Below are 21279 nucleotides of genomic sequence, written 5' to 3' on the forward strand. Positions count from 1 at the left end.
ATGGCCTTGGACCCACGGCCGGAGGTGTGATGCGTACGAGCGAGGAGATCTACCACCAGGTCCTGTGGGACCCGCGGTTCGACCCGGCCCGGTTCGTGCTGGGGATCAGCCGGCGCGGGGCCGCACCCGAACGGATGGCGCTGCCCTCCTTCGTACCGGGCGGTGACATCCCGTGGCACCGGGTGGTGTTCGTAGAAGCGGACGGCGAGGTGGTCTGGGACCGGGCAACCGGTGTGGACCGGATCAACGCTTCACAGGCCGGCCGGGCCAGGTATCCGCGTCGCCTGTTGGGGCCGTTCTTCACGGCCCGAACGCCCTACGCATGGGACCCGGCAGCAGCCACATGGCGCCCCGCGGACCGCGACCGCGCCGACGACCGCCCATCGGCGGCAGCGCGGGCCGAGCGGCTGCGCGTACTGACCTGGAACACCCTGTGGGACCGGTACGACAGCCACCGCATCGACACCGCCCGGCGCAGGCCGCTGCTGCTCGCCGCCCTGGAACACGCCGACGCCGACGTCATCGCGCTGCAAGAGGTCGAGACCCAACTGCTGGCCATGCTGCTGCGGTCGCGCTGGGTCCGCGACGGCTACACCGTGGCCACCGCCCCCGTTGGCGAGGACGTGGACGAGAGCGGACTGCTGCTGCTCAGCCGACTGCCCGTACACGAGGCGGCGTGGCACGAGCTCGGCCCGCACAAGGCCGTCGCGGCCATCACCGTCGAGACGGCCGCCGGGCCGCTGGTGCTGGTGACCACCCACCTCTCCAGCGACCACTCCGTGGACGGCCCGGTCCGGCGGCAGGCCGAACTGGCCCGGCTCGCCGAGGGACTGGCCCCGATCGGCGGCGATGTGATCCTGCTGGGCGACCTCAACGAGCAGGGGGACGGACCGGCCGGTGTACTGGGCATGAGCGACGCCTGGACCCAGGTGCATGGCCCCGGTGACGCGCCGCCAACCTTCGACCCGCGCGTGAACCCACTGGCCGCGGTCTCCTCACTGTCCGGCCGGGCGGCCCGGCTGGACCGGGTACTCCTGCGGGAGGGGGGAACGCTGCGGCCGGCCCGGGCGGTCCTGCGGGGCGTGTCGCCGAGCGAGGAGGGCCAGTTCGTGTCCGACCACTACGGGGTGGAGGTGGACTTGACCGTAGGCGCCGACCCAGACCTCCCGGGCGTCTTCGACGTTACGCCGACGCCTCGCACAGCGGTGGCATGGATGCCCTCGCCGGAGCTCTGGCCCCCCATCCAGGACATCCGCCAGGAACACGACCCGCAAGTCCGCCGCTGGCCACCCCATGTGAACCTGCTCTTCGGTTTCGTGCCGGAGTCCGACTTCGAGCAGGCCGCCCCGCTGCTCTGCGCCGCAGCGGCCGAGACCGCCCCTTTCACCGCCCGCCTGGCAGGAGTACGCGCCTTCACGCACCGGGACTACTCCACCGTCTGGCTCGACCCGGCGGCGGCCGGCGCGGCGCCCTGGAGGGAGTTGCAGCGCGCGCTGGAGGAGCGGTTCCCGCGTTGCCGTGGGCGAGCCCGCCACTTCACTCCGCATCTGTCCCTAGGACGCACCCGCGAGCCACGTCGGCTCACGACCGAGTGCGCCGCCCGGCTGGGCAGCGTGTCCGCGCACGTCGGCGAGCTCGTCCTGCTCTCCCGCCGGGGCAGTGAGCCAATGCGGCCACGGGCGTCGATCGCTCTGGGAACGGGCGAGGTGCGGTGGCTGTCCGAACCCCACACGGAGGAACTGGCGGCAGAGGCCGCCGGTCCGAGGGCAGCAGAGCAGGTCGCGCGGCGCGTGGGTGAGGCACTGGCCGAAGGAGTCGTGTACGTCACCGGATCGCGGCGCATGGGCTGTGCCCTCGCCGGCGCGGACCTGAACCTGGTGGCGGCGTTGCCGGGCGCCGTCGACCTGGGGGACATCCGGGCGCGGGTGGTCGCGGCGCTGCCCGGCGCCACCCGGGTACAGCAAGTTCCGGGTGCGGGAGTGCAAGGCCTGCGGCTGCGCGTCGCCGGCCTGGACGTCGACCTGGTGGTCGTCGCCACCGGAAGCATCGCCCCCGCCGAGGCGGTGGCCCGCCGCACCGAGCTCGGTGACGCGGCCGCGATCGCCCTGAGCGCCGTCAGCGACGCCGAGGCGGTACTCGCCGCGGCCCGCGACAACCTCGCCGCATTCGCCCGGCTGGCCAGGGAGGTGAAGGCATGGGCACGGGCACGCGGCCTGGACTCGGCCCCCTTCGGCGGGCTGCCGGGGCTGGCCTGGACCGTACTGGCGGCGCGAACGGCCCGAGAAGCGGGAAACCTTCCCGCCGCCGATCTGCTCCGGCGCTTCTTCTCCACATGGGCCGCCTGGGACTGGCGCGAACCGGTGAGTCTGACTCCCAGCACCACCCCACCCGCGCGACCTGGGCAACCCGTGTCGATCACGACACCGACCGCGCCCGTCCGGCTGTGCACCGAACAAGTCGGCGCCGGGGGACGAGACCTGCTGGCCCAGGAGCTCTACCAGGCTTGGGAGACCCTGGAGTCAGCGGCCCGGACGGGCAGCGACGCCTGGCCCGAACTCCTCTCGCCACCGCCTCTCCACCGGCGCCACGCGGCCTGGGCGGTTGTGACCGTACGCGCGACAAAGGGGGACGAGACCTCCGAGGACACGGGAGACTTGGAGGTCGCCCTGGGACGCTTCCGGGCCCGCCTCACCGCACTGCTCACCACTCTCGGACAGGCCGGGTCGCCGGACGCTCACGCCTGGCCCCGTCCCTTCGAGACCACACCGGGCTCGGTCCGCTACGCGATCGGTCTCGGCCGCACCCCACCGGACGCCTCCCAACTCGCCGACCTGGCCGCCGGATGGCTCAAGGGCCTGCCGGGGGCCGAGATCGAGTGGGCGGAAGGCGGCGCCGTACCTACGCTCCGATGACTCAGGATCGGCGCCCTGAACAGCCCGGCTGGCACAATCTCCCGCATGGGGACTTCCGAATTCATCGAAACACTCGACCAGCAGGGCAAGTTGATGGCCGCAGCCGCCGAACAGGCGGGCACCGACGCTCCCGTGCCCACCTGCCCCGGCTGGCAGGTGCGGGATCTGCTGCGGCACACGGGGCTGGTCCACCGGTGGGCAACTACGTACGTCATAGAGGGCCATACGGAGCGCCGGCCCCTCGGGAGCGAGCCCGACCTGGACGGCGACGCGCTGCTCCACTGGTTCCGGGAGGGGCACAGCCGGCTGGTGGCGGCACTGAACACGGCGCCCAAGGACCTGGAGTGCTTCGCCTTCCTGCCCGCGCCCTCGCCGCTCGCCTTCTGGGCGCGGCGTCAGGCGCACGAGACAGCGATCCACCGCGTGGACGTGGACTCGGCGCTGGGCGCCGGAATGTCGCCGGTGGGATCCGAGTTCGCGGCGGACGGCGTCGATGAGCTGCTGCGCGGGTTCCATGCCCGTGACCGCAGCCGGGTGCGCACCGAGGGGCCGCGCGTTCTGCGCGTACGGGCGACGGACACGGGCGACGTGTGGACGATGCGCCTCTCCGACGACCCGCCGCGCACGGAGCAGAACGACGAGGGGCCGGCCGACTGCGAGGTGAGCGGCCCCGCGGAGCAGCTTTACCTTGCCCTCTGGAACCGGCTGCCGCTCTCCTCGCTCACCGTGTCCGGTGACGACGCGCTCGTGCGCCTGTGGCAGGAGAAGTCGGGCATCTGATCCTGCCCGCCCGCCACTACCCGGTCCGGTCCGCCGGCATCCGACCCCGCGCCCGGGGCGGCGGAGGCCGCACCGGAGCGGGTCGGCGCGCGGGATGACCGGCGGGGGCTGGGGTCTGGGCGCCGACCGCTGCGCGGGGCCTCTCCCCAACCCGCCCCTTCCCGAACTGGGGCGCTGCCCCAGACCCCGCTCCTCAAACGCCGGAGGGGCTGGATGGCGTGCGGCCGGCGTGGTCAGGAGCCGTCGCTGCTGCCGGGCGCGGCGAAGGGGACCCCACCCGCGGCCCGACCGCCGATCAGGCCCACGGTGTGGGCCAGGTTCTCGGCGGAGTACGCGAAGAACGTGTCGCGGTCCTCGACGATCCGGTTGAACTGGCCGAAGAGCTCGAAGGAGATCAGGCCGAAGAGCTGTGACCAGGCGGCGACCAGGGCGGCGACGACCGGCGGGGGGAGGTCCGGGGCGACGTCCGCGGTGATTCGCCGGGCCTCGGGGCCCAGGGCGGCGGCGAGGGGCGGTACGGCGAGGCCGTTGTCCTGGTGGGCGGCGCGTACGACGGAGATGAGGCTCTGGCCAACGCGGGAGGCGGGGCCGACGGTGGTCATGGGTGCGGTGTAGCCGGGGACGGGCGAGCCGTAGATCAGGGCGTACTCGTGGGGGTGGCCGAGCGCCCAGGTGCGTACGGCCCGGCAGACCGCGGTCCAGCGGGCGGGGTGGGGGGCGTGGCCGGGCTGCCGGGCGAGGGCGGTCTCGGCGGCGGCGCCCACTGCGTCGTACGCGTCGACGATCAGCGCGGTCAGGAGCTCGTCGCGGCTGGGGAAGTAGCGGTAGAGCGCGGAGGAGACCATGCCGAGCTCGCGGGCGACGGCGCGCAGGGAGAGCTTTGCGGCACCTTCGGCGGCAAGCTGTCTGCGGGCCTCTTCCTTGATGGCCGCTGTCACTTCGATCCGCGCTCGTTCTCTGGCTCCGCGCATGGTGCTCATGGAAGAGCATCTTGCCACGCAAGAGAGCACCGACCAATAACGAGAGCACTGCTCTTGCTTTGGATCACCGATTACGTGCACACTGCTCTCAAGCGAGAGCAGTGCTCTCTGAACTGGTGGAGGCAGTCATGTCGCAGTCGCAGCCGTACTACCTCAAGGGCAGTCCCATGGCCATCCGGCTGAACAACGCCGTGGGCTGGCTCGCCCGCCACGGTTTCAGCCTGCTCGGCTCCGCCGAACTGTCCGTACGCGGCCGCAAGAGCGGCCGGCTCCAGCGCATCCCCGTGAACCCGCACACCCACGACGGCGCCCAGTACCTGGTCTCCGCGCGCGGCCACTCCCACTGGGTCCGCAACATGCGCGCCGCCGGCCAGGGCGAGCTCAAGGTCGGCCGCAAGGTCCGCGGTTTCACCGCTGTCGAGATTCCCGACGCCGAGAAGCCGCTGGTGCTCCGCACCTACCTGGAGCGCTGGGGCTGGGAGGTCAACCAGTACTTCAAGGGCGTCACCGCCAAGTCCTCCGACGAGGAACTCCTGGCGGCCGCCCCCGACCACCCCGTCTTCCGCATCACCGTCACGTCATGAGCATGAGCATGAGCATGAGCATGAGCATGAGCATGAGAGAGGCTACGGCCGGTCCAGCGCGCTCAGCGCCCGCTGGACGAGCGGGCGCGTACGCACCATCTCCGCCAGCGTCGTCGAGCCGCGCGTGATCCCGGCGAACATCGTCCAGGCCGGCCGGAATCCGGTTATGGCCGCATGCAGCAGCCCCGGCCGCCGCTCGAACAGCGCGAGCATCCGCCGCCCGACACCCATCTCCACGCCGAGCCCCGCCTTGATCGCGAAGGCGTAGTTCAGCGCCTGGCGGCGGGCGTCGACCGCGTCCTGCGCCTCCGCGATCCGCACCGCCCACTCCCCCGCGAGCCGCCCGGAGCGCAGCGCGAAGGAGATGCCCTCGCGGGTCCACGGCTCCAGCAGTCCCGCCGCGTCCCCGCACACCAGCACCCGGCCGCGCGACAGCGGCGAGTCGTCACTGCGGCACCGCGTCAGATGCCCCGAGGAAACGTCCGGTTCGAAACCGGCCAGGCCCAGCCGCGCGATGAAGTCCTCCAGGTACCGCTTGGTGGCCGCGCCGTCGCCGCGCGCCGAGATCACCCCGACCGTAAGCGTCTCGCCCTTGGGGAACACCCAGCCGTAACTGCCGGGGATCGGCCCCCAGTCGATGAGCACCCGCCCCGCCCAGTCCTCGGCGACCGTGGCGGGCACCGGAATCTCGGCCTCAAGCCCGAGGTCCACCTGGTCGAGCTTCACCCCGACATGCGCCCCGATCCGGCTCGCGCTGCCGTCCGCGCCGACCACCGCACGCGCCAGCACCGTCTCGCCACCCGCCAGGACAACAGCGACCGTGCGCCGGTCCGGCACAGCCGCGCCGTGCTGCTCGACCCGCGCCACCGTCGCTCCGGTACGGACCACGGCGCCCGCCTTTTCGGCCTCCTGGACCAGCGCGGCGTCGAACTCCGGCCGGTTGATGAGCCCGAAGAGCATCTGCTTCGAACGGCGCGTCCGCGTCAGCTTCCCGCCCAGCGAGAACGTCACGGCGTGCACACGATCCCTGAACGGCAGTTCGAAACCGGGCGGCAGCGCGTCGCGCGAAGGCCCGATGATGCCGCCGCCACACGTCTTGTAACGGGGCAGCTCCGCCTTCTCCAGGAGGAGTACGCGCCGTCCCGCGACCGCGGCGGCGTACGCCGCCGACGACCCGGCCGGACCCGCACCGACCACGACCACGTCCCACACCGGCTCTTCGTGCTCACGTCCGGCGTCTGCGTTCTCGCTGCTCACGATGTGCTTCTGCTCCTGATCGGCCCGGTGATCCGTACTGCTGACGCATCCTACGGCGCGGGAGCCGCCGATCTCTCTGTGGGAGGATCGGGCGGCGCTTGTCGGCCACCCCGTACGAACACATACACGCACAACAACGTCGCACTCACGAGGAGCGTGCCCATGACCGCGAATCCGATCGCCGAGACCATCGCCTCGCTGATGCCCCGCGCGAAGACGGAGCTCGCCGAGCTGGTGGCTTTCGAGTCGGTGGCGGATCCCGCTCAGTTCCCGAAGAGCGAGTGCGAGGCAGCAGCGGTCTGGTGCGCCGACACGCTGCGCACGGAGGGCTTCCAGGACGTCGCGCTGCTCGACACCCCCGACGGCACCCAGTCGGTGTACGGCTTCCTGCCGGGCCCGGCGGGCGCTCCGACCGTTCTGCTGTACGCGCACTACGACGTTCAGCCCCCGCTGGACGAGTCGGCCTGGGTCTCCCCGCCGTTCGAGCTGACCGAACGCAACGGCCGCTGGTACGGGCGCGGCGCCGCCGACTGCAAGGGCGGCTTCATCATGCACCTGCTCGCGCTGCGCGCCCTGAAGGCGAACGGCGGCGTCCCCGTCTCGGTGAAGATGATCGCGGAGGGCTCGGAGGAGCAGGGCACGGGTGGCCTGGAGGCGTACGCCGAGGCACACCCCGACCTCCTCGCCGCCGACACGATCGTCATCGGCGACACCGGCAACTTCCGCGTCGGCCTGCCGACGGTCACCACAGCGCTGCGCGGCATGACCATGCTGCGCGTGAGCATCGACACCCTCGAAGGCAACCTGCACTCCGGCCAGTTCGGCGGGGCCGCGCCCGACGCGCTCGCCGCGCTCATCCAGGTACTGGCCTCGCTGCGCGCCGAAGACGGTTCGACGACCGTGGACGGGCTGACCGCGGACTCCTCGTGGGACGGTCTGGAGTACCCCGAGGAGGAGTTCCGCAAGGACGCGCGCGTCCTCGACGGTGTCGGCCTGATGGGCCACGGTACGGTCGCCGACCGCATCTGGGCCCGCCCCGCCGTCACCGTCATCGGCATCGACTGCCCGCCGGTGGTCGGCGCGACGCCGTCCCTCCAGGCGAGCGCGCGGGCGCAGATCAGCCTGCGGGTGCCGCCGGGTCAGGACGCCGCCGAGGCGACGAAGCTGCTGACGGCGCACCTCGAAGCGCACACGCCGTGGGGCGCGCGGGTTTCGGTGGAACAGGTGGGCCAGGGCCAGCCGTTCAAGGCGGACGTGAGCAGCCCTGCGTACACCTCGATGGCGGAGGCGATGCGCGTGGCGTACCCGGGCGAGGAGATGCAGACGTCCGGCATGGGCGGTTCGATCCCGCTGTGCAACACGCTCGCCTCGCTCTATCCGAAGGCCGAGATCCTGCTCATCGGGCTGAGCGAGCCCGAGGCGCAGATCCACGCGGTGAACGAGAGCGTGTCACCCGCAGAGCTGGAGCGGCTGTCCGTCGCAGAAGCGCTGTTCCTCGTCAACTACGCCCGTTCGAAGCAGGGTTAAGCGCTCAGCTGAGATCGCCGACAGCGTAGATCCGTGCGGCGGGCGGCCGGTCCGCCGTACGTTCGCCGCATGGATCTCGACGTGCTCGACGTAATCCCCGGCCGCCTGCACATGTTCCGCTTCCCCATCGGCCAGGCGTATCTCTGGCGCGACGGCGAGGAGCTGACGCTGATCGACGCGGGCAACAAGGACGCGGCGGCCGGTATCGAAGAGGCGATACGGAGCCGGGGCCTGCGCCCGGAGAACATCCGCCGGATCGTCCTCACCCACTGCCACCGCGACCACGTCGGCGCAGCCCAGGAACTCGCCGACCGGCACGGCGCCGAGATCGTGGCGCACCGGCTCGACGCCCCGGTGATCCGCGGCGAGCAGCCGGTGCCCGAGCCGGTGCTGCTGGACTGGGAGCGTCCGCTGTACGCCCACGGGCTGACCGTGCCGCCGGCCCCGCCCACCCGGGTGGACCGGGAGGCCGAGGACGGCGACCTGCTGGGCTTCGGCGACGGCGCGCGGGCCGTCCACTCCCCCGGCCATACGGACGGCAGCATCGCCGTCCATCTCCCGCACCATGGTGTGCTGTTCACGGGCGACTGCGTCGCCGGCGTCGGTCAGGTCATGCTCGGCGTGTTCAACACCGACCGCGAGCGCGCCCTGGAGTCGTTCCGCCGGCTGGCGGCGCTCGCCCCCGCCACCGCCTGCTTCGGCCACGGCGACCCGCTGACGGACGACGCGGCGGAGATTCTGCGGGCATCGGCCGACCGGGCATCGGCCGACCAGCCATCGGCCCACCAGGCATCAGCCGACCGGGACTCCGGCCTCCAGATTGAGCACGGCTGACCTCTCGCGGGCCCGCAGCGCCCAGCGCAGCCGCTCGTAGCGGTTGGGCGGCAGCAGCCCGGCCGCCTCCTCCTCGGTGACGAAGCGCCAGCCGCGCAGTTCGGAGCCGGGCAGCACCAGCCGTCCGGCCGCCGCGCTGTCGAGCGTGCCGCCGTCGAAGATCAGGCGCAGACCGCCGAAGGCGGGTGGCCGCGGCGGCTCCCAGTCGACGACCAGCAGTCTTGGTACGTCGACGAGTTCTATCCCTATCTCCTCCCTGACCTCGCGCATCCCGGCGCGAGCGGGCGCCTCCCCGGACTCCACGACTCCACCTGGGAACTCCCAGCCCGGCTTGTAGGTGGGATCTACGAGCAGCACCCTGTCCGCCTCGTCGAAGAGCAGTACCCCGGCGGCGACGGTCTCGGCCGTCGGCTCGGGTGTCTGCACGATCTCGCAGCTGCCGGCAGCGCCGGTCCGTACCGCGTCGGCGATCTGTACGGCGGTCTGGGCCGGGGTGAGCGCACTGGTGTCGATGACGTGGGCGTCAGCGGCGAGCCACGACAGAGCGGCGCGATAGGGCTCGATGTGCTCGTACGCCCATTGCCGTACGCGCTCACTGCCTTCGGGGTCGTCCACCAGTTCCTCGCGGGCGGCGATCCGCCCGCGCAGGATCGTTTCGTCGGCCGACAGCAGCACATGGCACACCGCGATACGGCGCGCGGCGAGCCCGCCGAATATCTCGTCGCGGTACTCCTGGCGCAGCAGCGTCATGGGCACCACCAGCATGCCGCCCACTTCCGCGAGCAGCGCGGCCGCTGTGTCCACGACCAGACGGCGCCAGATGGGGAGGTCCTGGTAGTCGGTGACCTCCGCGAGCCGCTTCTGCGGCAGCAGGTTCCGCAGTTCCCCGCCGATCCGTTCGGGGTCGTAGAAGGTGCTGTTCGGGATCAGATCGATCAGTTCGCGCGCGGCGCTGGTCTTGCCCGCACTGAACGCACCGTTGATCCAGACGATCACGGTTCCCCCTCTTCCGTAGCCCCCAGTGGCTTGCCCGCGACACAGTGCCACGGAAACCGGGGGTCACCGCATGGTGCCCGCGACCGTTTGGGCACACAACCGTGCCGATGCTGTTGCATGCCAGGGGCAACGGTGCGGGGCACAGGTGGCGTCGAACCGTATGCGTGGATGCCCTGGTGGGATGCGCGAACCGTGACACACGTGCGCGGAGTCTCGTTGGGCCAGCCGGACAACAGTTCAGCAGACATGGGAGCGGGGTGCGGCATGAGTCGCATGGTGTTGGAACGGTTCCCGGCCGGAGGCCCACGGGGCAGCTGGCCGGCTGAGGAATTCGCCCTGGCACGGCGCGCGGAGGGGTGCCCGGCGGAGGTCGTGATGGACCTGGAGGCGGACGCGTTCCTGGTCGTCGTGGTCCAGCGGGCGACGGAAGCGGGCTCGCAGGGGCGGGGCTGACCGCGGGGCCGGCCGGTTACGGCTGCTGCGTGGCGTCGAGGTCGTCGGCGTACTGCTCGATCGCACGACGGTAGCCGCGCACCCTCGGGTCGTTGCTGGTGGCCGCCAGGGCCCTCAGCAGCGTCCGTACGGCTTCGCGGCCTTGGCCGGTGTTGTACAGGGCCATGGCCAGGAAGGACTCCAGGGCCGGGTCGTGCGGGAACTCCGCCAGGCCGCGGCGCAGGGTCCGCAGAGCCGGTTCGTAGCGGCCCAGCACGCGGTAGGTGCTGCCCAGGCCGAGGAAGGCGCCGTGGCGGTCCTCTGCGGGCAGTCCGGGGACGCTCAGGGCGCGTTCGTAGAAGGGCACGGCCTCGCTCTCCAGGCCGAGCACGTCGTGCGCCCACGCGGTCTGGTAGGCGATCTCGGCGTCCCGCGGGTACCGCTCGCACAGCGCCAGCAACTGGACGCGGGCCTCGGCGGCCCGGCCGTCCGCGCGCAGCCGTACCGCCTCCGCCAGTGCCGTCTCCCGCTCTTGATCACCATTCACGCGCCCACGCTCGCACGGTGGGAGGCACCGGGCAAAGTGTTATCCGACGTACGTCGCCGCCTCGCCCGGCTTCCCGCCGAGCCCGAGCGAGGCCGCGGCTGCCGCGCCCACCAGTCCCGCGTCGGTTCCGGTCAGGGCCGGGGCGACCTTGAGGCGCCGTACGAAGGAGAGCGTGGCGTACTCGCCGAGTGCGCGGCGCAGCGGTGCGAAGAGCACGTCGCCCGCGCCCGCCACTCCCCCGCCGATGACCGCGATTTCGATCTCGACGAGCGTCGCGGTGGCGGCGATGCCCGCGGCCAGGGCCTGGGCGGCCCGCCGGTACGACGCGACGGCGACCGGGTCTCCGGCGCGGGCGGCGGCCGCCACGGCGGCGGCGGTGGCGTCACCGTCGGGTCCCGGCCGCCAGCCCCTGTCGAGCGCCCTGCGTGCGATGTTGGGGCCGCTGGCGATCCGCTCGACGCAGCCGCGGGAACCGCACGGGCACGGGTCGCCGTCCAGGTCGACGCTGATGTGGCCGACGTGGCCCGCGTTGCCTGTCGGGCCGGGGTGCAGCCGCCCGCCCAGGACCAGGCCGCCGCCGACGCCCGTGGAGACGACCAGGCACAGCGCGTTGTCGTACCCGCGGGCCGCGCCCTGCCAGTGCTCGGCCGCCGTCATGGCCACGCCGTCGCCGACGAGGGTGACCGGCCGGCCGGCCGCTGCCCGGCTTACCCGCTCGACCAGCGGAAAGTCGCGCCAGCCAGGGACGTTGACCGGGCTGACCGTGCCGGCGGAGGCGTCCACCGGGCCCGCGCTGCCGATGCCGACGGCCGTGGCGCGCTCCCACAAGGGGGATGCGGTCAGCTGCGCGAACACCCCGCCGACGGCGCCCATCACGCTCTCGGCGTCCTCACGCGCGGGCGTCGGGCGTTGCGCGCGCACGAGAATCCGGCCGTCGCCGTCCACGAGCGCGCCGGCGATCTTGGTGCCGCCGATGTCGAGAGCGGCGACGAGGTCGGTGTCGGGGTGCATGCGGGTTGGATCTCCAGGCGGAGCAGGGGTGTGGCAGGTCAGAGCCAGTCTCCATTCAGTTGACAACGTTGTCCAGGCCCTATGCTCGACGCCACACCGTTCGAACGCCGAGCTCACCCGACTACGACAGGACATCGCACTGTGGCCGAGACCGAAAGCCGCCCCGAGCTCCGCTACGGCAACCGGCCGACCATGAAGGACGTCGCCGCCCGCGCCGGAGTCGGCCTCAAGACGGTCTCGCGCGTCGTGAACGGCGAACCGGGCGTCACGCCCGACACCGAACAGCGCGTCCAGGAAGCGATCGAGGCGCTTGGATTTCGCCGCAACGACAGCGCGCGGGTGCTGCGCAAGGGCCGTACCGCCAGCATCGGTCTCGTCCTGGAAGACCTCGCGGACCCGTTCTACGGGCCGCTGAACCGCGCTGTCGAGGAAGTGGCCCGCGCCCACGGCGCCCTGCTCATCAACGGGTCGAGCGCCGAAGACCCCGCCCGCGAACAGGAATTGGTGCTCGCGCTCTGCGCCCGGCGCGTCGACGGTCTGATCGTGATCCCGGCCGGGGACGACCACCGCTACCTGGAGCCCGAGATCGCGGCGGGCGTCGCCACTGTCTTCGTGGACCGCCCCGCCGGGAAGATCGACGCGGATGTGGTGCTCTCCGACAGCTTCGGCGGCGCGCGCGAGGGCGTGGCCCATCTGATCGGGCACGGCCATCGCCGTATCGGCTTCATCGGCGACCAGCCGCGCATCCACACCGCGAACGAGCGCCTGCGTGGCTATTACGCCGCGATGGAGGAGGCCGGGCTGCCGGCCGACGACGCGTGGGTGTCGCTGGGCAGCACGGCTCCCGAGCGGGTACGGGACGCCGTCACCGCGATGCTGGACGCCCCCGAGCCCGTCACCGCGATCTTCGCGGGCAACAACCGCGTGACGGTGACGGCGGTACGGGTCCTCGCCGAGCGGGAGCGTCCCGTCGCCCTGGTCGGGTTCGACGACATCGAACTCGCCGACCTGCTCCAGCCGGGCCTCACCGTCGTCGCGCAGGACGCCACCATGCTGGGCCGCACCGCGGCCGACCGCCTCTTCCGCCGCCTCGACGGCGCGAACGACGCTCCCGCCCGAGTGGAACTGCCGACACGCCTCATCGCGCGGGGGTCGGGCGAGATCCCGCCGTGGACCGCCTGAGGGCTGTGCGGCCGCCGGTGTCTGCGGCTGTGGGCAGGCGACCGACCGGCGGCCGCCACAGGTCGGTCCACCGCGCGCCGAGCGCCATCGCGTCAGCAGACAGGCAGCCTACGTACCGGCTGCCCGCACCCCGTCGCCCCGTTTCCCTCCGTCCCCGTTGACCCCGTCCCCGTTCCCCCGTTGTTGCCGCCCTTGATTTGAAGTGCTCTCCCGGATGGATCCGGGAGATTCCCACCTACCTCGCGGTGGCGGGCTTGACGCGTTTCCGCGCCTGACGACTGCTCCTCCCGGCAGCCGGGATCGCCACAAGGCCGATCCGGTACAGATGCAACACGTTCCGGCCCGCGTTGTGGTCGGCGTTGCCCGACCAGCCGCAGTCCGGGTTCTTGCACACGAACGTAGCCTGGTCCTCCCGGCTGCCGGGCGTGATGAAACCGCACGCGGAGCAGCGCTGAGAGGTGTGGGGGGCGGGGACCTTGACGAGGGTTCCGCCCCGGTGGGCGGTCTTGTACGTCAGCATGGTGACCGTACGGCCCCATGCTTCGCCGCTGATGGAGCGGTTCAGCCCGGCTTTCTGGGCGACGTTCTTCCCTGGCTGGTCCACCGTTCCTCTAGCGGACTTGACCATGTTCGTGATGCGGAGTGCTTCCACCACGACCGTGCCGTACTTCTTGGCGATGGCGGTGGTGGTCTGGTGCTGCCAGTCCAGTGCCCGGCGCTTGGCTTTCGCGCGCAGCCCTGCGATCTGGTCATAGGTGTTCTTCAACCGGCGCGAGGTGCGCTCGCCCGGCTTGCGATGCAGTTTGCGCTGGGCGGCACGCCGCTCCAGGTGCAGGAGCTTGGCCTGTTCCCGCTCGGTCAGCCACTCGCCGTGGTCGTACGTCTGACCGTCGGACAGGGCGATGGGCACGGTGACGCCCACGTCGATGCCGACCTCAGGTCCGGTATGGGGCTCGGGTTTGGCTTCAAGGGTCTGGACACGGAAGGCGATGTGCCAGCCGAGCGCATCTTTGACCAGCCGTGCCCCGGTGATCCGGTTGTCGGTGTTGGCCTGCTTGCCTACGGGAAGGTCTTTGGTCCAGCGGAACCGGACTCGCCCCATCTTGGGAATGTTGACCATGCCCCACCGGCGGTGCACACGGGTGATGTTCAGGTCCCGGCCCTGCGGGATGTCCACCGACATTACCGTGCGGAAACGGGCTTTGAAGTTCGGGGCGTCGGCCCGGCCGTCCCAGCAGTTCTTCCACGCCTGGAAGTACGTCTTGAGTACTGTCTGTGCCGCCTGGGCGGGCAGTACAGCGAGGAAGTCAATGTCCTTACGGGCCTGGCGGATCGCGGCGTCCGCGTGTCCGAGCGTCCGCTTCTCCTTCGGCATCATCTCCCACCACGCGTGGAGAAGATTCCACATCGTGCGGGCAGCATGCGCCTGGTCATCGGCCTTGAGTGACAGGACCGGGGAAAGTGCCAGTCGGGCGCGATGCCCGAACTGCCGCTGCACCAACCCTTGTTCACTCATGGTGACCACCATACTACAGGTGGTTATATCGCCACGCTGGTACCTCCACCCGGATCTACGCAACGGTCACCACGTCGTCTGCAACCTTCACGTCCACCTGAACTGGTCAAGCGTCCAGGGAGGGCCCATCCACGAGTTCCATGACGATGACCGGGCGGCCTTCGTGCTCGCTGACGTCGTGGACGGCGATGACTCCGGGATGGCGTACGCGCGCGGCGGCCCGCGCCTCGCGCTGCATCCGGATCCGCAGGCCGTCCAGTTCGGGCCCCGACGAGTCGTTGTACGTACGCAGTTCCTTGACCGCGACCTCGCGGCCGAGCACCTCGTCGACGGCGCGCCAGACGACGCCCATGCCGCCCCTGCCGAGCTGTTCGACCACCCGGTAGCGGCCGGCCAACCGCTCGTTCTCCCCCGTAGCCACCGCTGCCCCGTTCCTGTGTTCCGACTGAGATCGGGTACAGAGTACGGGGCAGTGGTGACAGCGCCGGACCCTACTGGGCCGTCGCCGTGAGGTCTCCTCGGCGGGGCGACGCGAAGCCGTCGAGGTCCGCGCGGGTCAGGCCGGTGAGCCGGGCGACCTCGGCGGTGTCGAGGGCGCCGCAGTCGATGCCGCGCAGCAGGTAGCCGCTGAGCGCCTTGGCGGTGGCGGGCTCGTCCATCACGTCGCCGCCCGCGTGGTTGACGTACGCGGCGAGGCGCGCGGCGGCCTGCTCGTAGCCCTCGCGGTAGAAGGCGAACACGGCGGCGTAACGGGTCGGGATGTGGGCCGGGTGCATGTCCCAGCCCTGGTAGTAGGCACGGGCCAGGGCGCGGCGGGTGAGGCCGTAGTGGAGCCGCCAGGCCTCGTGGACGTGCTCGGTGGCGCCGACGGGCAGGACGTTGGTGGAGCCGTCCGAGACGCGCACGCCGGTGCCCGCCGCCGCGACCTGCATGATCGCCTTGGCGTGGTCGGCGGCCGGGTGGTCGCTGGCCTGGTAGGCGGCGCTGACGCCGAGGCAGGCGCTGTAGTCGAACGTGCCGTAGTGCAGTCCGGTGGCGCGGCCCTCGGCGGCGCCGATCATCCGGGCCACGGCGGCGGTGCCGTCGGCGGCGAGGATGGACTGGCTGGTCTCGATCTGGATCTCGAAGCCGATCCGGCCGGCGTCGAGGCCGCGCGCCTTCTCGAACTCCTCGAGGAGGCGCACCATCGCGGTGACCTGCTCGGGGTACGTGACCTTGGGGAGCGTGAGGACGAGCCCGTCGGGCAGGCCGCCGGCCTCCATCAGGCCGGTGAGGAAGATGTCGAGGGTGCGGATGCCGCGGTCGCGTACCGCCGCCTCCATGCACTTCATGCGGATGCCCATGTACGGGGCCGCCGTGCCGTTCGCGTACGCCTCGCTGATCAGCCGGGCGGCGCGGGCGGCGTGCGCGTCCTCGTCGGCGTCGGTGCGGCCGCCGTAGCCGTCCTCGAAGTCGACGCGCAGGTCCTCGATGGGCTCGCGCTCCAGCTTGGCCCGTACGCGGTCGTACACCGGCCCGGCGAGGTCGTCGGAGAGACCGAGGACGGCGGCGAAGGACGCGGCGTCCGGAGCGTGCTCGTCGAGCGCCTCGATCGCCTGGTCGCCCCACGAGCGCACGGTGTCGGCGGCGAAGACGTCACCGGGTACGTAGACCGTGTGTACGGGCTGGCGGGTGCCTGGGTCTCCCGGGTAACGGCGGGCGAGCTCCTCGTCGACCGGTACGAGGGAGGCGCTGATGCCCTCGCTGACCGCGCCCGCGAGGCTCGTCGCCACCTTCTCCTGCTGACCCATTACCAACCCTCCAGTTTTCCGCTTCACGGAATCAAGAATCCGCATAGCGAAGTTAGCGGCCGGTCGTGACCTGCGTCAATGGTCTCCGGAAAGCAGCCGGGGCCGCGCGGTGAACCCTCACCACACGACCCCGGAGCTTTACGGCTTGTCGCTGCCGCGCAGGTCAGCCCTTGCGGGCCTTGACCTCTTCGGTCAGCTGCGGGACGACCGAGAAGAGGTCGCCGACGACGCCGTAGTCGACGAGGTCGAAGATCGGGGCCTCGGCGTCCTTGTTGATGGCGACGATCGTCTTCGAGGTCTGCATGCCGGCCCGGTGCTGGATCGCGCCGGAGATGCCGGACGCGATGTACAGCTGCGGGGAGACCGACTTGCCGGTCTGGCCGACCTGGTTGGAGTGCGGGTACCAGCCGGCGTCCACGGCGGCGCGCGAGGCGCCGACAGCGGCGCCGAGCGAGTCGGCGAGCTCCTCGATGACGTGGAAGTTCTCGGCGCCGTTGACGCCGCGGCCGCCGGAGACCACGATCGCGGCCTCGGTCAGCTCGGGGCGGCCGGTGGACTCGCGCGGGGTGCGCGAGACGACCTTGGTGCCGGTCGCGGTCTCACCGAAGGAGACGGCGAGCGCCTCGACGGTGCCGGCGGCCGGGGCGGCCTCGACCGGCGCCGATTTCGGCTTGACGGTGATGACCGGGGTGCCCTTGGAGACACGGGACTTGGTGGTGTACGAGGCGGCGAACACGGCCTGCGTGGCCACCGGGCCCTCGTCGCCGGCCTCCAGGTCGACGGCGTCCGTGATGATGCCGGAGCCGATACGGACCGCGAGGCGGGCCGCGATCTCCTTGGCCTCGGCGGAGGACGGGACGAGTACGGCGACCGGGGAGCCCCCGGCGGACACTGCCTCGTACGCGGCCTGGAGCGCGTCCACCTTCGGTACGACGAGGTAGTCGGAGAACTCGGGGGCGTCGGCGGTGAGGACCTTGACGGCGCCGTGCTGGGCGAGCGTCTCGGCCGTGGCCTCGGCGCCGTTGCCGAGGGCGACGGCGACGGGCTCGCCGATGCGGCGGGCGAGGGTCAGCAGCTCAAGGGTGGGCTTGCGGACGGCGCCGTCCACGTGGTCGACGTAGACGAGAACTTCAGCCATGGGACTTCAATCTCCTGCGAGTGGCGAGTGCGAAGAATCTGGGGGCGGTAGAGGCGCGCGGGCCTTAGATGAACTTCTGGCCCGCGAGGAACTCGGCCAGCTGCTTGCCGCCCTCGCCCTCGTCCTTGACGATCGTGCCCGCGGTACGCGCCGGGCGCTCGGTGGCGGAGTCGACCTTGGTCCAGGAACCCTCGAGGCCGACCTCGTCGGCGTCGATCTCCAGGTCGTCCAGCTCCAGGGACTCCACCGGCTTCTTCTTGGCGGCCATGATGCCCTTGAAGGACGGGTAGCGGGCCTCGCCCGACTGGTCCGTCACGGACACGACGGCCGGCAGCGAAGCCTCCAGCTGCTCGCTCGCGCTGTCGCCGTCGCGACGGCCCTTGACGAGACCGTCCTCGACGGAGACCTCGGAGAGCAGCGTGACCTGCGGGACGCCCAGGCGCTCGGCCAGGATCGCCGGAAGGACACCCATGGCGCCGTCGGTCGACGCCATACCGCAGATGACCAGGTCGTAACCGGTCTTCTCGATGGCCTTGGCGAGCACCAGCGAGGTGGCCATGACGTCACTGCCGTGCAGGTCGTCGTCCTCGACGTGGACGGCCTTGTCGGCGCCCATGGACAGCGCCTTGCGCAGGGCGTCCTTGGCGTCCTCGGGGCCGACGGTCAGCACGGTGATCTCCGCTGCGTCTTCGGGGTCTGCCTCGTCGGCGATCTGCAGCGCCTGCTCGACGGCGTACTCGTCGAGCTCCGACAGCAGGCCGTCGACGTCGTCGCGGTCGACGGTCAGGTCATCGGCGAAGTGCCGGTCGCCGGTGGCGTCGGGCACGTACTTCACACAGACAACGATCCTCAAGCTCACGCCGGCTCTCCTACTGCATCGTCTATTTCTTGACTGCCTCGTTGCAGGCAGCATAGGCGCCTGAAAGGGCGGATCCCGGTCGGGGCGGACCCCCACTCCGACTGGAATATTACTCGTCAGTACATCCAGTGCATTCCCAGTAAGCAAGCGCTTTGAACTGTGACCTTGCCAACCCTGTGTAATCGGCGTATCCGGCCAGGCCGGGGAACTCTCAGTCCCTCAGCGCGTTGAAGCGTCCCTGGTGATAGAGCAGCGGCCGGCCGTGGCCCGCGGGGTCTCCCGCGACGACCTGGCCGAGCACGATCCGATGATCCCCCGCGGGCACGCGCGCCACCACACGGCACACCAGCCACGCCAGTACGCCGTCGAGCACGGGCACTCCCTCCGGTCCCGTACGCCACCGGGTGGGCGCCGCGAAACGGTCGGCGCCACTGCGGGCGAACGTGGCCGCCAGCTCCTGCTGGTCCTCGGCGAGTATGTGGACGCCGATGTGCTCGGCCTCCGCCAGCACCGGCCAGCTGGACGAGCCGGTGCCCACGCCGAACGAGATCATCGGCGGGTCGGCGGCCACCGAGTTGAGGGAGGTGGCGGTGAAACCGACGGGGCGCGAGCCCCGGGCGGTGATCACCGCGACGCCGGCGGCGTGCTGCCGGAAGACGGAGCGCAGCAGCTCGGGTGAGCCTTCGAGGGGCTGCGCCGGAATCCGGAGCGGAGCGGAGAGGTCGGGTGAAGCCGTCATGGAGGTGTCCTTGGTGTCCTTCTGCGGCGGATGCGTACGTGCCCGTGGGTGCTCAGGCACCGGGACAGCGCGCGCTCGCGTTGCGGGCCAGGTCGACATGGGCCCGCCCGTAGAGAAGGATTTCTGACGGCACGCGGTCAGACTGGCGATTCGTGGCCCGTGCAGTCAAGCCGGGTCCGGGAGATGGGACGTGCGTCACGGTGCCCGTACGCGCTGTCATACGGCGTGGCCGAGGGCGGCGATGACATCCGCCCGGCGCGGCTGACCGGAGGCCCGGCGCACGATCCGGCCGTCCCCGTCGAGCACGAGCACGGTGGGCGTGGCGAGGATGCCGAGTGCGCGTACGAGATCGAGTCGTGCCTCCGCGTCGATCTCCACATGGGTGACGCCTTCGACCATGTCCGCCACCTCGGCGAGGGTCCTGCGGGTCGCCCGGCAGGGCTGGCAGAAGGCGCTGGAGAACTGCACGAGCGTCGCCCGCCGCCCCGGCTCAGCGCCCAGTTCGGCCGCGCTCAGCCGCGTACCGCCGTCGTGCCCTGACACCTTCGGCCTCCCGTTGATCTCTGCCGCTTCCCGGCCTCAGTTTCAGCGTTCACCACACAGAGACGATTCCGCATGTTTCCGTACGTGACGAGAATCTCGCGCATGAAGGTCCTCAGGGCTGGCTACTCGGCCGCTCATGGGGCACGATCTGCCCAATGCCGCTAAACCTACGGCTGCGTAACCTCCGCCGGGAGAGCCTTCCCCGGGCACAGAAGGGTCACCCCTGACATGGCAGAACTCGTCTATCGACCGGTTATCGGTGCCGCACTCACCCTGTTCAAGGCGCTGGACCTGAAGATCGACACGCAGGGTTCTGAGAACATCCCCCGCACCGGTGGCGCCGTGCTGGTGAGCAACCACATCAGCTACCTGGACTTCATCTTCTCGGGACTCGGCGCACTGCCGCAGAAGCGCCTCGTGCGGTTCATGGCGAAGGACTCGGTCTTCCGCCACAAGATCTCCGGACCGCTGATGCGCGGCATGAAGCACATCCCCGTGGACCGCGAGCGCGGTGAGACGGCGTACGCGCACGCCCTCGACTCGCTGCGCTCCGGCGAGATCATCGGGGTCTTCCCCGAGGCGACGATCTCCGAGTCGTTCACGCTCAAGAGCTTCAAGTCGGGTGCGGCGCGAATGGCGCAGGAAGCCGGCGTTCCGCTGATCCCGATGGCGCTGTGGGGCACCCAGCGCGTCTGGACCAAGGGCAGGCCGCGCAACTTCGGCCGCAATCACATCCCCGTGACGATACGAGTCGGCGAGCCGATGGACGCGCCCACGGACGAGTACGCGGGTGCGATCACGCGCCGGCTGCGCGGCCGCGTACAGGAGCTGCTCGAAGCCGCTCAGCGCGCGTATCCCGTACGCCCGAAGAACGCCGAGGACACCTGGTGGATCCCGGCGCACCTCGGCGGTACGGCGCCGACCCCGGCACAGGTGCGCGAGGCCGGCTAGGCGTCCGCCGGCCGTGCTTTCAGAGTGCGGCCGGGAGTGTCCGCCAGAGGTACGGGCGGTCCGGTGCGGCTCGCAGAACGCGTATGACCGCCGGATGCGGTGAGGCGTACAACATCGGATAGTCGACCTCACCGGCCTCCGGGCGTACGGCGAAGGCCAGCCGCTCCCGCTCCAGGGAGAACCGCGCGTCCACGCCGGGCTTGTTGCCGCGCGGATCCTGGCGCGCCCAGTCGTCGCTGCCGGGCAGCTTGACCGCGACGAGTCCGTGGATCACGGGGTTCGAGCCGTCGTCGTCCGCGAGGCGCTGGTAGCACAGGGCCGTCGGGATGGCCTGTGCCCGCAGCAGCGCGGCAAGGGCGTGGGCCTTGGCATGACAGATTCCGGTGCGCTGCGCGATCACGTCGGAGGCGCGCCAGGTGACGCGCATGTCGTCGTCCACGTCGTGGGAGTGCGGGATGGTGTCGCGTACGAATTCGTAGGCCGCTTTGGCGTATGTATATGCATCAGCCGCTTCGGCCCGCAGGCGGCCCGCGGTCTCCCGGACCAGCGGATGCTCATGGTCGATGACGTCGTCGGCAGCCAAATAGGCCGACAGATCAGGGCTTTCCTGAATCAGTTCCATGGCGCAGAGCGTAAAGATGCGACCGACCGGAAGCCAATGACTTTCCGGTCGGTCGCATACTCATGTGTCGCGGGTGGCT

20 protein-coding genes and 1 pseudogene are annotated in these 21279 nt (G+C 71.0%); 8 read left to right on the top strand and 13 right to left on the bottom strand.

The genetic code is table 11. From position 1 onward, the window contains the following. The first annotated feature begins 29 nt into the window (after positions 1–29). Positions 30–2912 (top strand): poly(A) polymerase, encoded by a 2883-nt coding sequence (locus J7E96_RS07385; protein WP_215128696.1) that lies wholly within the window; start codon positions 30–32, stop codon positions 2910–2912. A gap of 45 nt (positions 2913–2957) precedes the next feature. Further along, positions 2958–3692, top strand: a complete 735-nt coding sequence (locus J7E96_RS07390; RefSeq protein WP_215128698.1) for a maleylpyruvate isomerase family mycothiol-dependent enzyme — start codon at positions 2958–2960, stop codon at positions 3690–3692. Between the two features lie 233 nt (positions 3693–3925). On the opposite strand, the gene J7E96_RS07395 is transcribed toward J7E96_RS07390, so the two are convergent. Then, on the bottom strand, positions 3926–4672 hold the full coding sequence (locus J7E96_RS07395; RefSeq protein ID WP_215128700.1) for a TetR/AcrR family transcriptional regulator: 747 nt from the start codon (positions 4670–4672) through the stop codon (positions 3926–3928). A gap of 128 nt (positions 4673–4800) precedes the next feature. Here J7E96_RS07395 and J7E96_RS07400 point away from each other — a divergent pair, with 128 nt between their 5' ends. Further along, positions 4801–5256, top strand: coding sequence for a nitroreductase family deazaflavin-dependent oxidoreductase (locus tag J7E96_RS07400; protein ID WP_215128702.1), 456 nt, complete (start codon positions 4801–4803; stop codon positions 5254–5256). A 42-nt stretch (positions 5257–5298) separates the two neighbouring features. Here J7E96_RS07400 and J7E96_RS07405 read toward each other — a convergent pair whose 3' ends face one another. Next, the gene (locus J7E96_RS07405) at positions 5299–6513 is read right to left on the bottom strand and encodes a geranylgeranyl reductase family protein (RefSeq protein ID WP_215128704.1); all 1215 of its coding nucleotides are present in this window, start codon (positions 6511–6513) and stop codon (positions 5299–5301) included. Positions 6514–6675: 162 nt separating this feature from the next. On the opposite strand from J7E96_RS07405, the gene J7E96_RS07410 reads away from it, so the two are divergent. Together J7E96_RS07410 and J7E96_RS07415 are read left to right on the top strand one after the other, a co-directional pair. Continuing rightward, complete coding sequence (locus J7E96_RS07410; RefSeq protein ID WP_215128706.1) at positions 6676–8040, top strand: dipeptidase; 1365 nt, start codon at positions 6676–6678, stop codon at positions 8038–8040. Between the two features lie 69 nt (positions 8041–8109). After that, positions 8110–8874, top strand: a complete 765-nt coding sequence (locus J7E96_RS07415) for an MBL fold metallo-hydrolase (RefSeq protein WP_251069540.1) — start codon at positions 8110–8112, stop codon at positions 8872–8874. Here J7E96_RS07415 and J7E96_RS07420 read toward each other — a convergent pair. Beyond that, positions 8833–9870 (bottom strand): NUDIX domain-containing protein, encoded by a 1038-nt coding sequence (locus J7E96_RS07420; protein ID WP_215128708.1) that lies wholly within the window; start codon positions 9868–9870, stop codon positions 8833–8835. The two genes, J7E96_RS07415 and J7E96_RS07420, sit on opposite strands and share 42 nt — an antisense overlap. A gap of 264 nt (positions 9871–10134) precedes the next feature. Between J7E96_RS07420 and J7E96_RS07425 the strand changes: the two genes are divergently transcribed. Next, complete coding sequence (locus tag J7E96_RS07425; RefSeq protein ID WP_215128710.1) at positions 10135–10323, top strand: hypothetical protein; 189 nt, start codon at positions 10135–10137, stop codon at positions 10321–10323. A gap of 16 nt (positions 10324–10339) precedes the next feature. On the opposite strand, the gene J7E96_RS07430 is transcribed toward J7E96_RS07425, so the two are convergent. After that, entirely contained in the window at positions 10340–10849 is a 510-nt protein-coding gene (locus J7E96_RS07430; protein ID WP_215128712.1) for a tetratricopeptide repeat protein, read from the bottom strand. A gap of 39 nt (positions 10850–10888) precedes the next feature. Next, positions 10889–11860: an ROK family protein gene (locus tag J7E96_RS07435; protein ID WP_215128714.1), complete on the bottom strand. Its 972-nt coding sequence runs from the start codon at positions 11858–11860 to the stop codon at positions 10889–10891. Between the two features lie 192 nt (positions 11861–12052). Here J7E96_RS07435 and J7E96_RS07440 point away from each other — a divergent pair, with 192 nt between their 5' ends. Further along, entirely contained in the window at positions 12053–13042 is a 990-nt protein-coding gene (locus J7E96_RS07440; protein WP_251069570.1) for a LacI family DNA-binding transcriptional regulator, read from the top strand. A gap of 235 nt (positions 13043–13277) precedes the next feature. Here the strand turns inward: J7E96_RS07440 and J7E96_RS07445 are convergent, their stop codons facing one another. The 7 genes and pseudogenes from J7E96_RS07445 to J7E96_RS07475 all read right to left on the bottom strand — a co-directional run bounded on the left by J7E96_RS07445 (position 13278) and on the right by J7E96_RS07475 (position 19645). Further along, positions 13278–14558 (bottom strand): RNA-guided endonuclease TnpB family protein, encoded by a 1281-nt coding sequence (locus tag J7E96_RS07445; RefSeq protein ID WP_215128718.1) that lies wholly within the window; start codon positions 14556–14558, stop codon positions 13278–13280. A 112-nt stretch (positions 14559–14670) separates the two neighbouring features. After that, a pseudogene (locus J7E96_RS07450) lies at positions 14671–14979 on the bottom strand (protein kinase); the annotation flags it as partial. Positions 14980–15049: 70 nt separating this feature from the next. Next, a complete protein-coding gene (locus J7E96_RS07455; RefSeq protein WP_215128720.1) occupies positions 15050–16348 on the bottom strand; it encodes an aldolase/citrate lyase family protein in 1299 nt (432 codons plus the stop codon). 163 nt (positions 16349–16511) lie between these two features. After that, a complete protein-coding gene (locus J7E96_RS07460; RefSeq protein ID WP_215128724.1) occupies positions 16512–17486 on the bottom strand; it encodes an electron transfer flavoprotein subunit alpha/FixB family protein in 975 nt (324 codons plus the stop codon). Positions 17487–17550: 64 nt separating this feature from the next. After that, positions 17551–18345, bottom strand: a complete 795-nt coding sequence (locus J7E96_RS07465) for an electron transfer flavoprotein subunit beta/FixA family protein (RefSeq protein ID WP_215128726.1) — start codon at positions 18343–18345, stop codon at positions 17551–17553. A 211-nt stretch (positions 18346–18556) separates the two neighbouring features. Continuing rightward, positions 18557–19084, bottom strand: a complete 528-nt coding sequence (locus J7E96_RS07470; RefSeq protein ID WP_215128728.1) for a flavin reductase family protein — start codon at positions 19082–19084, stop codon at positions 18557–18559. Positions 19085–19300: 216 nt separating this feature from the next. Continuing rightward, positions 19301–19645 (bottom strand): TlpA family protein disulfide reductase, encoded by a 345-nt coding sequence (locus J7E96_RS07475; RefSeq protein ID WP_374196647.1) that lies wholly within the window; start codon positions 19643–19645, stop codon positions 19301–19303. 210 nt (positions 19646–19855) lie between these two features. Between J7E96_RS07475 and J7E96_RS07480 the strand changes: the two genes are divergently transcribed. Continuing rightward, positions 19856–20578: a 1-acyl-sn-glycerol-3-phosphate acyltransferase gene (locus tag J7E96_RS07480; RefSeq protein ID WP_215128732.1), complete on the top strand. Its 723-nt coding sequence runs from the start codon at positions 19856–19858 to the stop codon at positions 20576–20578. 19 nt (positions 20579–20597) lie between these two features. On the opposite strand, the gene J7E96_RS07485 is transcribed toward J7E96_RS07480, so the two are convergent. After that, positions 20598–21200 (bottom strand): transglutaminase domain-containing protein, encoded by a 603-nt coding sequence (locus J7E96_RS07485; RefSeq protein WP_215128734.1) that lies wholly within the window; start codon positions 21198–21200, stop codon positions 20598–20600. Positions 21201–21279: the final 79 nt, after the last annotated feature.

The organism is Streptomyces sp. ISL-96 (assembly GCF_018614035.1).
Taxonomy (GTDB): domain Bacteria; phylum Actinomycetota; class Actinomycetes; order Streptomycetales; family Streptomycetaceae; genus Streptomyces.

Bases quoted from the DNA above. Each gene is read 5' to 3' on its own strand.
- J7E96_RS07470 (WP_215128728.1), bottom strand. From the start codon at position 19,084: ATGACGGCTTCACCCGACCTCTCCGCTCCGCTCCGGATTCCGGCGCAG.
- J7E96_RS07485 (WP_215128734.1), bottom strand. From the start codon at position 21,200: ATGGAACTGATTCAGGAAAGCCCTGATCTGTCGGCCTATTTGGCTGCC.
- J7E96_RS07385 (WP_215128696.1), top strand. From the start codon at position 30: ATGCGTACGAGCGAGGAGATCTACCACCAGGTCCTGTGGGACCCGCGG.
- J7E96_RS07415 (WP_251069540.1), top strand. From the start codon at position 8,110: ATGGATCTCGACGTGCTCGACGTAATCCCCGGCCGCCTGCACATGTTC.
- J7E96_RS07390 (WP_215128698.1), top strand. From the start codon at position 2,958: ATGGGGACTTCCGAATTCATCGAAACACTCGACCAGCAGGGCAAGTTG.
- J7E96_RS07425 (WP_215128710.1), top strand. From the start codon at position 10,135: ATGAGTCGCATGGTGTTGGAACGGTTCCCGGCCGGAGGCCCACGGGGC.
- J7E96_RS07480 (WP_215128732.1), top strand. From the start codon at position 19,856: ATGGCAGAACTCGTCTATCGACCGGTTATCGGTGCCGCACTCACCCTG.
- J7E96_RS07455 (WP_215128720.1), bottom strand. From the start codon at position 16,348: ATGGGTCAGCAGGAGAAGGTGGCGACGAGCCTCGCGGGCGCGGTCAGC.
- J7E96_RS07410 (WP_215128706.1), top strand. From the start codon at position 6,676: ATGACCGCGAATCCGATCGCCGAGACCATCGCCTCGCTGATGCCCCGC.
- J7E96_RS07440 (WP_251069570.1), top strand. From the start codon at position 12,053: ATGAAGGACGTCGCCGCCCGCGCCGGAGTCGGCCTCAAGACGGTCTCG.
- J7E96_RS07435 (WP_215128714.1), bottom strand. From the start codon at position 11,860: ATGCACCCCGACACCGACCTCGTCGCCGCTCTCGACATCGGCGGCACC.
- J7E96_RS07400 (WP_215128702.1), top strand. From the start codon at position 4,801: ATGTCGCAGTCGCAGCCGTACTACCTCAAGGGCAGTCCCATGGCCATC.
- J7E96_RS07445 (WP_215128718.1), bottom strand. From the start codon at position 14,558: ATGAGTGAACAAGGGTTGGTGCAGCGGCAGTTCGGGCATCGCGCCCGA.
- J7E96_RS07460 (WP_215128724.1), bottom strand. From the start codon at position 17,486: ATGGCTGAAGTTCTCGTCTACGTCGACCACGTGGACGGCGCCGTCCGC.
- J7E96_RS07395 (WP_215128700.1), bottom strand. From the start codon at position 4,672: ATGAGCACCATGCGCGGAGCCAGAGAACGAGCGCGGATCGAAGTGACA.